Consider the following 15,504-nt stretch of genomic DNA (forward strand, 5'->3'; position numbering starts at 1 on the left):
GTCACAAAGAGATAGCGCCACTTTCGCCTAAGTTTGCAATATTTTTTTTGAACGGGGACGCCCGGGTTGCCCCTGCATCACCCGACGTAGGGTCTGCCTTTGCAGTTCCTCGATGAACTCAGGGCCACCCAAGGCCCAACCGCTCAAGACCGAAGACGTCAACGCTGTCTGCTCCAACGACCCAATCCCCGCCTGCACCAGCGCCGCGTAGGCGGCCTCACGTGCAAAAGGCGTGTTGCCCAGCGCCCAGTACAAGGCATGGGGCGTCAGCAGTCGGTCGTTGCGCACACCACGCCAGTGGGCATGGCTGGACCAGGGGTAGTCAACGGCGTGCACCACGAGCCCCGCCCTCACCGGGTTGAGATCCAAGTACACCATACAGGGCAGCAGGTACCGCTCTGGCTGCAATACGGTCGACCGGTAGCGCCCTTCCCACAAGGTGCCGGTACGCGCATGACGGCGGTTGAAATACTGCACATATCGCCGCCCCACTGCCTGCATCATCTGAGGCAGCCCTTCCAGCGTAGAAGGCGTGACCAGCAAATGGAAATGGTTGTCCATCAATACATAGGCATGGACGGCGACCCCATGCCGCAGGGCGTTGTCGGCCAGCAGACCGAGCATGGTCTCAAAATCTTCTCTATCCTGAAAGATGGACTGGCGGTTGTTGCCACGCTGGATCACGTGATGGAGGTGACCCGGCAAAGTAAGGCGCGGAAGGCGGGCCATGGGGGGACGAAATCAAGAAAGGAAGAAGACGCGATGATAGACCCGCCCCAGTTCTCAAATCACCCAGTCCGGCCGCTCAGCCCACGGTCACTTGAGCCCCTGTCTCATACCAACACGCCAATGCTGATGACCGCGACAAAGGAAGCCCCCCCGTGACTTGGAGCCTTCAGCCCGCAGCATCCTCAGCGGCGGTCGTCAGCGCCTTTTCTGCGGCAGACAGGCCAAAGCGCGGCCCCAAAGCGCTATCCAAACCGAACTCGACCAGAATGGAGCGCAACCGGTCAGCCGCACTGCGCTTCTTCTGGCCGGTGAAGCGGGCAATGATGAGCTCGTTCTTCATGCTGTGCTCCCACCCCACCAGCTCTGTCACCGTCACCTGGTAGCCACTGGCTTCCAAATACAGGCAGCGCAGCACATTGGTTACCTGGCTGCCCAATTCCCGGGTATGCAGAGGATGACGCCACAGCTCGGCCAGTGGCGTACGCGCCAGTTGAAAGGCCTTGCCCTGCCGCAGGCAGGCGGCCATCTCAGCCTGACAACAAGGCACCAGCACCATGGCTCGCGCCTTTTTTTGCAGGCCAAAGGCAATGGCATCATCCGTGGCAGTGTCACAGGCATGCAGGGCCGTGACCACGTCGACTTGCTCGGGCAACTCATCGGTATCCGACGACTCAGCCACCGACAGATTGAGAAATGACATGCGGTCAAACTCCAAGCGCTGCGCGAGCTGACGGGACTTTTCCACCAGCTCGGCCCGGGTCTCGACACCGTAGATATGACCACGGCCCAGGGCTTTGAAGTAAAGGTCATACAGGATGAACCCCAGGTACGACTTACCAGCCCCGTGGTCGGCCAAGGTCGGCCCACCGCTGTCCGACGACAGTTCCGCCAGTAAAGGCTCGATGAAATTGAACAGGTGGTAAACCTGCTTGAGTTTGCGCCGCGAGTCTTGGTTCAGACGCCCTTCCCGGGTAAGGATGTGTAGCTCCTTGAGCAACTCGATCGACTGCCCCGGCTGCAACTCCGACAACTCTGGGGTCTGGGGCTTGGAATGGGGTCGGTCCTTTCGGGTCGGCGCACCAGGTGTGGGCACTGCCTTTTTCTGATTCATCGAGGGTTCTCCACATCGGTTTGCGCCGTCTTCTGCTCAAACCCACTCGGGCCGACCTCAAGTGTCTGCCAGCCCTTCATCCCCAGCGCTTCTAAAACTTCCATGTTCCTCTTAAAGATGGACTCCGCCTCGGGAAAGACTGCGACTGCACGGTCGATGCTGGCCTCACGCAACAGGTGCAGCGTGGGATAGGGCGAGCGGTTCGTACAGTTGGTCACATCATCCACATCCGTACCCGCAAACTGGAATTGGGGATGAAAGCTCGCTATCTGCAGAGTACCGCCCAAACCCAAAGAATCCAGCAACCCCTCAGCTTCATTGAGGAAGTCATTGAAATCCAGAAAATCCTGCAAGCAGTTCGGCGCCACCATCAAGGTGGTGTCACGCACTTCGGCCGATGTCCCCTGCAATGCCAAAAGCTCCTCGCGCAACAGTTGCAGCAGAGATGAAGGCTCCTGGGTCAACGTCACCGCATAGTGGACCTGGTCCTTCACATGCACCCCCTTGGCAAAAGGGCACAGATTCAACCCAATCACGGCCTTCTCCAGCCATCTGACAGTGTCATGCAAGGACCGGGCAGCCAGATCTGGCGCGCCCACGGAAGGAATGGAGGGGGATGTGGTCATGGGGCGTGCGCGTTAGCGCATTAAAACGGATGTCGATTTTACCGGGGGCTGTTGGCGAGCCAGTCCCTCCAGATTCTCCACGCACACACCCTATATTGATGACCCGTCACCGCAACACAGCGGCACCCTGCGAGGCACCACGGAGGTGGACATGGAACGTCCTTCTGCAAGGTGGACGATCAAGAAATGTAGGCCATCAACCTCGGAAAACTGCGACAGGTCATCCGTCCAACAGACGGCGCCCCGTCAAACGCTCATGCTCACGCGCGGCGAAACGGTCGGTCATGCCCGCAATGAAGTCGGCTACAGCCCTCGCTCGGACCGATGCATCCCCCGCCAACGCCTGCTGCGCAAACGCGGCCTTCATCTCCTGCGGCGCCGCAAAATAAGCGGCAAAGAGGTCGCGTACGATCTCCTGCGCCCGGCCTGTGGTTTCCATCACTTGGGGGTGACGATAGAGGTGTTTGAACAAAAACTGCTTGAGCACCTTGGAGTGTTCGCGCATGGCATCGCTGAAGTGCACCAGCGGAGGAGACTTGCGCACCTCATCCGCACTGGCAGGCGCATACAGAAGCAGGGCAGACTGCGTCGCCGCAATCACGTCGTACACCTGCGCGCTCAGCATCCGCCGGATGGCTTCGAACAACAAACGCCTTTCTCGAGACGGTTGCGCGAGATCGGGATACTCTGCCTGCGCGGTTGCCCGGTATTGGTCAAACAAGGGCACTTCTCGCAGCTGAACCAAGGTGATCAAGCCAGACCGCACGCCATCATCGATGTCGTGCGCGTTGTAGGCGATCTCATCGGCCAGATTGCACAACTGCGCCTCCAGGCTGGGTTGCTCCCGACGCAAGAATCGCCCACCGACACCATGAGGCTCTGCAACCTCCAGTTGCTGCGCGTGTATCCGAGAGCAGTGCTTGAGAATCCCCTCTCGCGTCTCAAAGGTCAGATTGAGACCATCGTACTGTGGGTAGCGCTCTTCTAAACAATCGACCACTCGCAAGCTCTGCAGATTGTGCTCAAAACCTCCGTATTCCACCATGCACCCGTGCAAAGCATCCTGCCCGGCGTGCCCAAAAGGCGTGTGTCCCAAATCGTGGGCCAGCGAAATCGCCTCTACCAGGTCTTCGTTGATTCGCAACGAGCGCGCAATGGAACGGCCAAGCTGAGCGACTTCCAGGGAATGGGTGAGACGAGTGCGGAATAAATCTCCCTCATGGTTCAAAAACACTTGCGTCTTATAAACCAAGCGTCTGAATGCTGTCGAATGAACGATCCGGTCGCGATCCCGCTGGTACTCCGTGCGGGTAGGTGCGGGTGCTTCAAGATAGCGTCGCCCCCTAGTCAAAGCGGGGTTGGACGCACAGAGGGATAGATCAGAACTTTGGATCAAAGAGGCCACGTGTGCTTAAAGTAGGGACGCTATCCGCTCTCAATTTGATAACAGCAGGCACCGTCATTCACAACAGGCGTCAATCACCTCACGCACCAGCGCATCCGGCGCAGTCCGAAGAATAGCCTTGCCTGGTTCGGCAAGCAGCACAAAACGGATCTCCCCGGCCTCAGACTTTTTGTCTATGCGCATCAATTCCAAGTAGCGGCCAGAGTTGTCCGTTGCATCCAGAATCGGCCCCTTAACAGGCAAGCCAGCCCGTTGAATCAAGGCTGTGAGCCGCTCGACAAACACTGCATCCACAAAACCCAACCGCCGTGACAACTCTGCGGCCATCACCATGCCAGCAGCTACACCTTCACCGTGCAACCAAACGCCGTAACCCATGCCCACCTCGATAGCATGTCCAAAGGTGTGACCGAAGTTGAGGATGGCACGCAGGCCCGTTTCTTTTTCATCCTGGCCCACAACCCAAGCCTTGATTTCACAGCTGCGTTGAACGACATAAGCGAGTGCATTCCGGTCTTTCGCTAACACACCATCCATCGAACCCTCAAGCCATTCCATAAATTGCGTGTCTGCTATGGGTCCATATTTGATGACCTCCGCCAAGCCCGCGCTGAGTTCACGGGCTGGCAAGGTCTCCAACATGCTTAAATCGCAAATCACCAACTGCGGCTGATAGAAAGCCCCAATCATATTTTTGCCCAATGGATGATTAATTGCCGTTTTCCCGCCCACAGAAGAATCTACCTGCGCCAACAATGTTGTTGGTAGCTGAACAAACGGGATGCCTCTCATGTAGGTGGCAGCGGCAAAACCAGTCAAATCTCCGATCACACCGCCACCAAGGGCAAACAATACTGTTTTTCGGTCACATTCCCATGTCAGCATGGAATCGAAAATTCTATTCAAAGAATCCCAGTTTTTATAAATTTCACCGTCTGGAAGCTCAATGACGTGTACTTTTTCGAAAAATTTCCCCAACGGGTTGATCACTCGAGGCAAATGTAATTTCGCAACGACCTCGTTTGTTATGACAACAGCTGTCTTTGTAGATATATCGAGACTCAAAAGAGACGCAGACAAATCAACATCATTTTCAATAGCGATGTTATATTTTTTATCCACCAAATCAATGTGCACCAAATTCATGTCTTTACCACCGAAATACAATCCAATCGCCCCAGCGAAAAAGGCCAACTTCTAAAGTTGGCCTTTTAAATCAGTGAATATCTCTATTTAAGGACAAACAACAGCCCCACCATCTTTAATGGTTAGAGATACGGTTTGCTTGACCAATTTCGAATCATAGATATCAATTGGAACCACCTTATCAGCAGTCACGCAGCGGGCCCCACCTCCAGGGACAGTAACTGTCAGTGTGTTTGCCGCTATCGAAACAGTTGCGTAAGCAGCATCTGCAGGACTGATCAAAGGTGTATACGGAGCAGTACCGCCCGCAATTAAATATGTCACAACAGTACTAGTGGCACTTTTCTCATCAACGGTCTGACTCGCAGGAGAAACTTGCAAGACGCTAGTATTGACGGTAACGGAAACAATCACCGATTGACCCGCAGCATCCGTGATGGTGACGCTTGATGCGCCCGAAGCAAGCAATGCAACCGACACAGAAGACCCAGACACACTTGCCGTAGCCACCGATGTGTTACTAGAGTTAACAGTATAAGGGGCAACACCCCCGTTAATTGCAATGCTATTCGCTGTGGCGGCAGGTCCAGTGATAGATGTAGGAGACGCTGACAATGTGCTTACTTGAACCGTAACTGTGACGCTCAGCGTCGCACCTGCAGCATCAGTAATCAGCACCGTCGAGCTACCTGCTTTGGATTGCCCCGTTACAGTTACCGTCGATCCAGAAATTGAAGCGACCACGACTCCAGAATCCGAACTGTTAACAGAATATGGAGCTACTCCGCCCCGTATATTAAATTGAAGCGATTGATTCGGCTTCAAAGTGATGGCAGTGCCCGCACTACTCGCGAGTGGAACCGCCTTAGCCGTAACTGTAATCTTCACTTGCTGAACAGGCAAACTCTCATCGTATACGGTGAGTGTAGAAGTGCCATCGCTATTTCCAGAAATGAACAAAATGCCATCTGGAGACAACATAGCGCTGACGGATGCATCGGAACTGATCACACCGTAAGGTCCCTTCCCACCACGAACCTCAACACCGGTAGAACCACTGGCCCCAACTGGAAGACTAATAGCGTCAATGGGAGGATAAACTCGCAAGGTAGCAGAAGGACCATTTGGCGTGCCACCGCCCCCACCACCACCGCCACAAGCCGTCAAAAAGAAACCGACAGCAACAAAAAGCAATGCTTTAAGAAAATTTTTCATAATCACCTACACAGTTAACCAATTAACGTTTCGAACCACTGTCCGAAATTACCTTTGGCGTAATAAAAACCAACATCTCACGCTTGGTAGACTCTTTGGTCCGACTTTTGAACAAATTACCAACCACAGGTACATCACCCAGAAGGGGCACCTTGTTTTCCTGATTGGTTTCTTCCATTTCGAAGATACCACCGATAACTACCGTACCACCATTTTCAATCAAAATTTGTGTTTTGACATGTTTGGTATCAATCGCAACACCCTGTGTGGTGGTCTCTCCCCTACTATCTTTGTTCACATCTAGATCAAGGATGATATTACCCTCTGGAGTAATTTGCGGGGTTACTTCCAGCTTCAATACAGCCTTCTTGAAGGCCAAAGTTGTTGCCCCGTTAGGCGCTGTCACTGCATAGGGGTATTCCGTACCTTGTTCAATCAATGCCTTGGTTTGATCTGCTGTAATAATTCGTGGACTTGAAACAATTCGACCCTTTCCATCGGCCTCCATCGCTGACAGTTCCAACGTCAAAAACCGGTTAGCAGCAGAATTGAAGATGGAGAGAGCAAAACTGCCCACGCTACTTACATTAGACAAACTAGCAGGGAGGTTTACAAAATTCCCACTAGTACTGGTCGTTCCACCTGCACCGCTGGAGGCAACAGCATTGTCGTACGATGTGCCGAATGCCGCTCGATTGTTGCCCCCAAGTCCATAACCTCCGTCGCCCCCACGATTTGCACGAAGATCAGTCCCCCCCAAACGAACGCCGAGCGACCGACCAAACGAATCACGTGCCTCCACAATGCGCGCCTCAATCAATACCTGACGAACTGCCACATCCAAACTTGCCAATAGAGACCGCACCTCTTCTAACTTACTGGGTGTGTCCGTCACGAACAGTTGATTGGTTCGAGGTTCAGATATTACGCTCCCACGTTCAGACAGAAAGCGGGTTGCACCACCGCTACCACCACCAGATGATGTTAGTTGGGTAACAATATCAGCTGCCTTAGCATAATTTAACTGATAGGCCTGCGTTTTTAGTGGTTCTAATTTTTGTATCGCCTGAACAGCTTCAAAATCTTTCTTGGTTCTGGCATCAATTTCATCTTTCGGTGCAATCCACAATACTGATCCCGTCTTCTTCATGCCTAAGCCCTTGGCATCCATAATAATTTGAAGAGCTTGATCCCAAGGTACGTCTTTCAGCCGCAGCGTCAAAGCACCCGTCACCGTATCAGAAGTAACGATATTAAAATTGGTAAAATCAGCAATTACTTGCAGTAAAGATCTCACCTCAATATTCTGAAAATTCAACGAAAGCTTTTCACCCGAATAACCAGGCCCTTGAGTCAACTTGCTAAGATCAATTTTTCTCTGACGAATTTCCACAACAAATTGGTTGTCGCTCTGGTACGCGCTATGTTCCCAGTCCCCGCTTGATTCAATGGTCATGCGAACACGCTCACCTGTCTGGGTCGTGCTCACGACCTGGACGGGAGTGCCGAAATCTGTAACATCTAGACGTCGGCGCAACCCCTCAGGCAGGGAAGTCCGCATAAACTCGACCACAATGCCCTTTGGTTGCTTTTGTAGATCCACACCAACTTGATTGCTTGCGAGGTTTACAACCACTCTTCCAGATCCGTCTGCACCTCGTCGGAAATCAACATCTTTCAGAGGGAGAACATCGTTATTTTGGCTCTCAGAAAAAGCAATCGCGGGAGCGGCACTTAAAGTGGTGGCTCCTACAACAGGATCCAAGTAGATAATTAAAGATTTCCCAGAAACATCAACTCTGTATGAGGTAGGAGATTTCAAGTTCAGCACAATACGAGAACGCTCTCCAGCCTGAACAATGTTTACGCCCTTTAAATTGCCCAAATTCACATCATAAGCAGACTTGCCAGTCGCATTCGTCACCCCCAAAAAATCGAGTGCAATTCGGGCGGGAGATTGAGTCGCAAAACCAGCCGGAGGAGCCGTGACATCACTTGCAAAATCAATTTTCAGCGTTTCAACGCCACCTTGAACACTGGCAGAAACAGCATTGATAGCGCCTTGCGCAGCCACACCCAAAGAGAGAATGGCCATCGAAGCACCAACGATAGCGCCACGGCAGCGACTTACAAAAGAACCACTGTTATGTTTCATTTTTTACCCTCTTGCAGATCAAGCGACGTTGAGCGCTCTATCCAATCCCCGGTTGCATCCTGCGCAATTTCACGCAGTTGAATTACATTCTCAGTTATTCGAATGACTTTTCCATAATTTTGGCCCAGATAATTACCTACTTTGACTTGATAAATTAAATTATCAACCTTGAGCAAAGCAGTTGGTGCACCTGTTTTATTCAGGCTACCGACCATTGCCATGGCATCCAAAGGAAAAGCTTCCAGAGGTTCTTTTCGTCTTGCCATTTCCGGGGCGATCAAAGCCGCATTAGATGCCACTTGCGTGGAATCTCTTCGCAATGCCTGAGTCAACTTGCTCTGATTAAAGGGTTCGACAACCCCTTCTTGTGAGTAAGGTTCCGGAATGAATTTTTTAGGCTCAGTTAATGGTGTAACAACAGGCCTCGTATTGGCTCGTTGCTCTGCCATCCACTGACGCAACTCATCTTCACCAGAAGGGCCACATCCAGCCAGCACCATTGCAAGCAATGGGATGAGTGAGCCACGACAAATAATTTTCATTTCGCGCCCCCTGCCTTCTTCTGAGCCTGGATCTCTTCAGGGTCCAGATATCGGAAAGTGCGAGCCGTAGCGTCCATCACCAAACCATCGCGAGCCCCAGGGGCAATTGAAATATTATTGAGGGTCACGATGCGTGAAAGATGTGCCACATCCGAGGCAAAAGAACCAATATCGTGGTACTTACCCGTTACGCGAATTGAAATAGGCAGCTCAGCATAGTAATCCCTGGCAACAACCTGACCAGGCTTAAAAAGATCGAATTGCAAACTCCGTCCCAAGCCAGACTGATTGATATCAGACAGCAATGCAGCCATTTCGGCCTTGCTAGGCAGTTGCTTTTCCAACTGAATAACATACTGTTGAATCTGCTCTCTCTGCTTCTTCAAAGCATCCAAACTCACCGCCTTAACCAGTTTTTTCTGATAATCAGTCCGTAATGCAACCTCTTTGTTGCGCTCGCCATCCAGTTGTACTTCGTAGTCCTGCAAAAAAGCAAACCAAGCGACTGCCGCAACGGCGCCAGCTATAAAAACACACAAGAAAACTTTTGGCAGAATGGGCCAAAGGGAAGGATCCTTGGTGTCAAGATTTTTAAATTGCCGCTGAACTACGTCAATCCGTTCGGCAAAGTTAATAGAATTTTCTTTTTTACTCGCCATTTCACTTCCCTCCCGACGAAGCCGCAGCAGCTATGGTTTTCTGTGCATCACTCGCCCGAACCAGTTGAAATTTGAGATTAAAAGAAGAAACTCGCCGCTGATCACGCTGAGTCAGTGAGACGGTGCTGGCGGTAATCTCACTCAATTCAGGCTTGGCAAGCCAAGGTGTATTGTTGGCAAGATTTCGCAACAGCTCTGAAATCCGTTCGTTAGACTGGGCCATGCCCTGCATAGTGATTGTTTGCCCAGCCTGTTTAATTGCAGTAATGTAGACACCATCCGGCAATTGCTTGACTAATTCAGTCAGCAAGTGCACAGGCAAATTTCTGTCTGATTGGAGATCTTCAACCGCTTTTTGCCGCGCGCGCAACGATGCAATCTCATCTTCAATGGATGCGATTTCTTTTATTTGCCCTTCAAGAACCTTAATCTCGCTTTGTAGAAAAGCGTTCTTATTTTGCTGATCCGTAATCATCATCTGGAACCACCAATAGATAGCACCAGCGATTACCAGCCCGAAGAGAAATGACGCAAACATCGTGGCCTGAAAGGCTTCCTTGCGACGTTTGCGAGCCTCCTCTCGGTGAGGGAGTAAATTGATCAAGATCACAGCAAAAACCTCCGCATGGCCAGCCCACAAGAGGTCAAGTAAGACGGCGCCTCACGCACCATTTTTTTCAACCGGACGGAACTTCCTATTTCCATTCCATCAAACGGGTTGACCGCACTGCACGCAAAGCCGGTCTGCTGAGTTACGGCCTCAGTCAGACCTGGCAAGGGAGCGGAACCACCCGCAAGCATGATGTGATCGACTCGGTTATGTGGCGTACTGGTAAAGAAAAACTGCAAAGCCCGTCCGATTTCCTGTGCCATGCTTTCGACAAATGGACGTAGCACTGCAGACTGATAGTCTTCAGGAAGGTCGCCGTTGCGTTTTTTGCTCTCGGCTTCTTCTACTGAAAAACCGTACTGACGCACGATCAATTGGGTCAACTGAGCTCCGCCAAATGCTTGATCGCGGTCATAAAGGACTTCTTCGTTGCGAATAACCTGCATGCTCGTTGTCAGAGCACCCACTTCGAAAAGTGCCACCATCGCATCAACACCCTTGTTGGGCAGCGCTTCAATCAGCCGCCCTGCGGCAAGACGGGAAGCGTGGGACTCTATATCGACGACTACGGGCTTTAATCCAGCAGCCTCCGCAAGGCCCTGCCTGTCTTGAACTTTCTCACGGCGAGACGCAGCAATAAGCACATCCACATCGCCCGGCGCATTCTTACTTGGCCCGATCACGCAAAAATCCAGACTCACTTCATCTAGCGAGAACGGTATGTACTGATTGGCTTCGGATTCGACTTGGACCTCAAGCTCTTGCTCGGACATCCCCCCTGGCAGCGTGATCTTCTTGGTGATGACGGCCGAAGGCGGCAGTGCAAGTGCGACATTCTTTGTCCGCGTCCCGCTTTTCTTTACCAGTCTGCGCAAAGCATCCGCGACTTCGTCAAATTTTTCGATGTTGCCATCGGTGATCCAGCCACGCTCAAGCGGCTCGATTGCGCAACGCTCTAGCACCAGGCTGCCCGCCTGGTCACGCCCCAACTCCACCAGCTTGACGCTGGAGGAGCTGATGTCGATTCCCAGCAGCGGGGCTGACTGGCGACTGAACAAAGACCCCATTGAGATCAAGATTGGTCCCCTGTAACTTGCCAAAATGAGGCAACAAAACTTAACACTTCACATGAATGCTATCAGTAAGATAGTTCTCCAGCAAAGATTTTTCCCGTTGTAACGCCTGTCGAGCGTTGCCAAAAGCAGACGAAATTTCTGCGCTTGGCAATACCCTTCAGCAATGGCCGGATGCCTTTTGGCAGCTCTGCAGCGCACAGATTTGGAGATTTCCGGTACCCACCGGGCAGACATTTTTATAATGGGCGGCCTTACCCACCCGGAGCGATATGCCGCCCTCTCCCTCGAAGCCTTCCGACAAGTCGGACGCATCCTCCGCTCGCCACCGCCCTAGCTGGCTTCGCTGGTTTGTTCGCATCACCTTGTGGATGTCAGGTCTGGCCGCCGCCGCTGCCATGGGGCTGGCACTGACGATCGCTGTGGCGCTGTCGGTGGCGTATCCCAATCTTCCAGACATCTCGGATCTCGCAGACTATCGACCCAAGCTCCCTTTGCGGGTGTACTCCGCAGAAGGTGCTCTGCTGGGCGAGTTCGGAGAAGAGCGCAGGAACCTCACGCCGATTTCAGAGATCCCCAAGGTCATGAAAGACGCCGTCCTTGCCATCGAAGACGCGCGCTTCTTTCAGCATGGCGGCGTCGACTATAAAGGGGTGTTGCGCGCTGGATTGGCTAATTTGGGGCGTGTAAAAAGTCAGGGTGCGTCCACCATCACCATGCAAGTTGCGCGTAATGTTTACCTGTCATCTGAAAAAACATTTACACGCAAAATTTACGAAATCTTACTGACATTCAAATTGGAGCACTTACTGACCAAGGATCAGATTCTTGAGATTTACATGAATCAGATTTACTTGGGCAATAGGGCGTATGGTTTTGCCGCAGCTTCCGAGGCGTATTTTGGCAAGCCACTGAAATCCTTGTCGATCGCCGAGGCTGCCATGCTTGCCGGTTTGCCTAAGGCGCCATCGGCTTACAACCCCGTCAGCAATCCCAAGCGTGCGCGTATTCGACAGCAATACATCATCGAGCGCATGGAGGAAAACGGATTTATCACCGCGCCACAAGCAGCTGAGGCGAAGAAAGAAGACCTCAAGATTCGAACCGGCCCGGACAACACCCGCGTTCATGCGGAGTACGTGGCTGAAATGGCGCGCCAGCTGATCTTTGCGCAATATGGCAACGAAGCTTACACACGCGGGCTTAACGTTTACACCACCCTGAATGCGGCTGAGCAAGAGACTGCCTATGGTGCCTTGCGTCGCGGCATCATGGACTATGAGCGACGCCAACAGTACCGGGGACCAGAGAAGTTTGTGACCCTTCCCAGTGTGCCGCAGGAAGTGGAAGACGCCATTGACGATGCTCTGGCCAACCATCCGGACAATGGCGATGTGCTCTCTGCCGTGGTGCTGGAGGCATCACCGCGGAAGATCCTTGCAGCGCGCGCCAATGGGGACACTCTGGAAATTGCCGGGGATGGGCTCAAGCCCGCGCAATCAGGGCTGAGCGACAAGGCACCGCCAAACATCAAGATTCGTCGCGGTGCCGTGATTCGTGTGGTCAAGACACCCAAGAACGCATGGGAGATCACACAACTCCCCGAGGTGGAAGGAGCCTTTGTCGCGCTTGATCCCCGCAACGGGTCCATCCGGGCCCTGGTCGGGGGCTTTGACTTCGACAAGAACAAGTTCAACCACGCGGCACAGGCATGGCGCCAGCCCGGCTCCAGCTTCAAGCCGTTCATTTATTCTGCGGCCCTCGAAAAAGGCTTCACCCCCGCCACCGTCATCAATGACGCGCCGCTCTTCTTTGATGCCGGGGTCACTGGGGGACAGCCCTGGGAGCCCAAAAACTATGATGGCAAGTACGATGGGCCAATGAGCATGCGCACGGGACTGGCAAAGTCCAAGAACATGATCTCGATCCGCATCCTGCAAGCTGTAGGGCCCAAAACTGCACAGGAATGGGTCGGCCGCTTTGGCTTTGACCCCGAGAAGCACCCCGCCTATCTGACCATGGCCCTGGGCGCGGGATCGGTCACGCCATTGCAGATGGCGTCGGCCTATTCGGTCTTCGCCAATGGGGGCTACCGCGTGAACCCATGGTTGATCGCCAAAGTCACCGACCACAAAGGCCGTGTGATTTCCGAGACCACACCTCCGGTCACTAGTGAGCAGCCCCGAGCCATTGATGCGCGCAATGCATTTGTAATGAGCAGTCTTCTGCAAGAAGTGACCCGATCCGGAACCGCTGCCCGAGCACAAGCCACGCTCAAGCGGCCGGATTTGTATGGGAAAACCGGAACCACCAACGATTCAGTCGATGCCTGGTTTGCAGGCTTCCAGCCCACCATCGCGGCCGTCACATGGATTGGCTATGACACACCGCGCAATCTCGGCAGCCGAGAAACAGGCGGGGGCCTCAGCCTGCCTGTCTGGATCAACTTCATGGAGCGTGCACTCAAAGGCGTGCCAGTCATGGAACCCACGGTTCCAGCGGGGGTGGTCAACGTCGGAGGAGAATGGTTCTATGAGGAATATGCCCGCAACGCAGGAGTTGCCAGCATGGGCCTGGAAGACCGTTCCGCGTCTCCGGCCATCGCACCTCGGACACCGCCACCCTCCGAAGAGCGCAGCCGAATTCTGGATTTGTTCCGCAACTAACCTTGTCGCCCGCCCAGCCTTTGCGCCCGGGCGGGTGGCTCGCTCAAGCGGCAAACTGCAAGGGTGTGCCAGCCTGCTCGGTGGCATCGCCGCTCAGGCGCCCGAAAAACTCTCCCGCCCCCTTGGTATCCTGCCAAGTGCTGCCGTCGAAACGATAGTGGTAGCCCCCAGAGCGGGCGGCCATCCAGACTTCATGCAGTGGCTTTTGCAGATTGATCACGATCTGGCTGCGATTGGGAAAAGTCAGTGTCACCATGCTTCCCGAACGCTGGCTGTCCACATCGGCATCCGTGGTGTCGTTGATGCGGTCGCAACTGCGCTCGACAGCAAGCAGCAGTTTCTCGGCGTGGTCGATGAATTCGAGGTCGGTCATTACAATTTACGCATGTTGAAAGCTCACCAAATTCTAGTCAGGACATTTGTCCTTGCTGCCAGTACGGCAGCCCTCCTTGGCTGCGGCCAGCGGGGCCCGCTGTATCTTCCCACCGCTTCCGCAGCCGGCCAACGTGCCACGCTGCCGCAGACACTCACTCCAGGCAACAACGCTGCCACTGCGGCGCAAGCGCCCGCCACCACCGCCTCAGAACCTCGCTGAGCTGCCAGAGCGCTTGCACCTCCATGCAGGCAATACCGTTTCACTTGATTTCCATCAAGCACAAACCGTAAGGGTAATCGTACAGTCTGCGCTTTATTGCACAGCAGGACAGCCATGGCCCTGGAACTCTATCGCGACAAGAATCACGCTTGCCTGATGTTCACCGACCTCATCGAGGAGGACGGCCAGGCCGTACAGGCCAATCAATTCCTGATCGTGGACGACGATACGGGTGCCATCATCGACCCGGGCGGCAACCTCGCATTCAACGAGTTGTTCATGGGGATGACCAAACATTTCCCGCCGCACAAACTGTCGTATGTGATCGCGTCACACGCTGACCCGGACATCATCGCTTCGCTGGACCGATGGATGACCAGCACCAAGGCGAATCTTGTGATCTCCCGTGTGTGGGAACGTTTTGCCCCCCATTTCACCAAGGTAGGCAAGACGGAAAACCGCGTGATCGGCGTACCCGACGGCGGGGGCCACCTGCCTTTGGGCCGCCACGAACTGGTGCTGCTCCCGGCGCATTTCATGCACTCCGAAGGCAACTTTCATTTCTACGACCCGGTCAGCCGCATTCTGTTCACGGGAGACCTGGGCGTGTCGATGATGTCGGGTGCCGAAGCCCGGATCCCGGTCACCGACCTGAAGGCGCACATCCCGCGCATGGAAGGCTTCCATCGCCGCTACATGGTTTCCAACAAGATCCTGCGCCTGTGGGTGAGGATGGCGCGGCAACTCGACATCTCCATGTTGGTTCCGCAACATGGAGCGCCGATCATGGGCAAAGAAGCCATCAATGACTTCTTTGAGTGGATCGAGAACCTGATGTGCGGCATTGACCTTTTCGACGACCGCGCCTACCAGATTCCCACCGCTTACATCGACCCTGTGACTCGACAGATGCGCCCAGCACTGCGGGCAGTCAACGGCTAAATTTTAGCCAAATCGGCTGCTAGCGCATGA

General features: G+C 53.7%; 15 protein-coding genes. 3 read left to right on the forward strand and 12 right to left on the reverse strand.

The genetic code is table 11. The features are described from left to right. Window positions 1–27: 27 nt before the first annotated feature. From CLU85_RS18865 to CLU85_RS18910, 11 genes are all read right to left on the reverse strand, one after another. On the reverse strand, window positions 28–729 hold the full coding sequence (locus CLU85_RS18865; RefSeq protein WP_100411612.1) for a transposase: 702 nt from the start codon (window positions 727–729) through the stop codon (window positions 28–30). A gap of 166 nt (window positions 730–895) precedes the next feature. Further along, window positions 896–1,840 (reverse strand): SAM-dependent methyltransferase, encoded by a 945-nt coding sequence (locus CLU85_RS18870; RefSeq protein ID WP_100411613.1) that lies wholly within the window; start codon window positions 1,838–1,840, stop codon window positions 896–898. After that, window positions 1,837–2,466: a DUF1415 domain-containing protein gene (locus CLU85_RS18875; RefSeq protein WP_100411614.1), complete on the reverse strand. Its 630-nt coding sequence runs from the start codon at window positions 2,464–2,466 to the stop codon at window positions 1,837–1,839. The genes CLU85_RS18870 and CLU85_RS18875 overlap by 4 nt, the downstream gene beginning before the upstream one ends. Window positions 2,467–2,686: 220 nt before the next feature. Further along, a complete protein-coding gene (locus tag CLU85_RS18880) occupies window positions 2,687–3,859 on the reverse strand; it encodes a deoxyguanosinetriphosphate triphosphohydrolase (protein WP_100412645.1) in 1,173 nt (390 codons plus the stop codon). A 66-nt stretch (window positions 3,860–3,925) separates the two neighbouring features. Then, window positions 3,926–5,017: a 3-dehydroquinate synthase gene (gene aroB, locus CLU85_RS18885; protein WP_100412646.1), complete on the reverse strand. Its 1,092-nt coding sequence runs from the start codon at window positions 5,015–5,017 to the stop codon at window positions 3,926–3,928. Window positions 5,018–5,104: 87 nt separating this feature from the next. Beyond that, the gene (locus CLU85_RS23055) at window positions 5,105–6,238 is read right to left on the reverse strand and encodes a hypothetical protein (RefSeq protein WP_157803991.1); all 1,134 of its coding nucleotides are present in this window, start codon (window positions 6,236–6,238) and stop codon (window positions 5,105–5,107) included. Between the two features lie 16 nt (window positions 6,239–6,254). Then, the gene (gene pilQ, locus CLU85_RS18890) at window positions 6,255–8,387 is read right to left on the reverse strand and encodes a type IV pilus secretin PilQ (protein WP_100411615.1); all 2,133 of its coding nucleotides are present in this window, start codon (window positions 8,385–8,387) and stop codon (window positions 6,255–6,257) included. Further along, on the reverse strand, window positions 8,384–8,929 hold the full coding sequence (locus CLU85_RS18895; RefSeq protein ID WP_100411616.1) for a pilus assembly protein PilP: 546 nt from the start codon (window positions 8,927–8,929) through the stop codon (window positions 8,384–8,386). Before CLU85_RS18895 ends, pilQ begins: the two co-directional genes overlap by 4 nt. Beyond that, window positions 8,926–9,588, reverse strand: coding sequence for a type 4a pilus biogenesis protein PilO (locus CLU85_RS18900; protein WP_100411617.1), 663 nt, complete (start codon window positions 9,586–9,588; stop codon window positions 8,926–8,928). Before CLU85_RS18900 ends, CLU85_RS18895 begins: the two co-directional genes overlap by 4 nt. Window position 9,589: 1 nt before the next feature. Beyond that, a complete protein-coding gene (locus tag CLU85_RS18905; RefSeq protein ID WP_100411618.1) occupies window positions 9,590–10,198 on the reverse strand; it encodes a PilN domain-containing protein in 609 nt (202 codons plus the stop codon). Next, window positions 10,195–11,274, reverse strand: a complete 1,080-nt coding sequence (locus tag CLU85_RS18910; protein ID WP_100411619.1) for a pilus assembly protein PilM — start codon at window positions 11,272–11,274, stop codon at window positions 10,195–10,197. The genes CLU85_RS18905 and CLU85_RS18910 overlap by 4 nt, the downstream gene beginning before the upstream one ends. A gap of 269 nt (window positions 11,275–11,543) precedes the next feature. On the opposite strand from CLU85_RS18910, the gene CLU85_RS18915 reads away from it, so the two are divergent. Further along, window positions 11,544–13,937 carry a penicillin-binding protein 1A gene (locus CLU85_RS18915; RefSeq protein ID WP_100411620.1) on the forward strand — a complete coding sequence of 798 codons (2,394 nt, stop codon included), beginning with the start codon at window positions 11,544–11,546 and terminating at the stop codon, window positions 13,935–13,937. Between the two features lie 43 nt (window positions 13,938–13,980). Here CLU85_RS18915 and cyaY read toward each other — a convergent pair whose 3' ends face one another. Then, entirely contained in the window at window positions 13,981–14,310 is a 330-nt protein-coding gene (gene cyaY / locus CLU85_RS18920; protein ID WP_100411621.1) for an iron donor protein CyaY, read from the reverse strand. A 12-nt stretch (window positions 14,311–14,322) separates the two neighbouring features. On the opposite strand from cyaY, the gene CLU85_RS18925 reads away from it, so the two are divergent. Together CLU85_RS18925 and CLU85_RS18930 are read left to right on the forward strand one after the other, a co-directional pair. Further along, window positions 14,323–14,532: a lipoprotein gene (locus tag CLU85_RS18925; RefSeq protein ID WP_100411622.1), complete on the forward strand. Its 210-nt coding sequence runs from the start codon at window positions 14,323–14,325 to the stop codon at window positions 14,530–14,532. A 114-nt stretch (window positions 14,533–14,646) separates the two neighbouring features. Beyond that, on the forward strand, window positions 14,647–15,474 hold the full coding sequence (locus tag CLU85_RS18930; protein ID WP_100411623.1) for an MBL fold metallo-hydrolase: 828 nt from the start codon (window positions 14,647–14,649) through the stop codon (window positions 15,472–15,474). Window positions 15,475–15,504: the final 30 nt, after the last annotated feature.

It is taken from the genome of Acidovorax sp. 69 (genome assembly GCF_002797445.1).
Classification (GTDB): Bacteria; Pseudomonadota; Gammaproteobacteria; order Burkholderiales; family Burkholderiaceae_C; genus Acidovorax.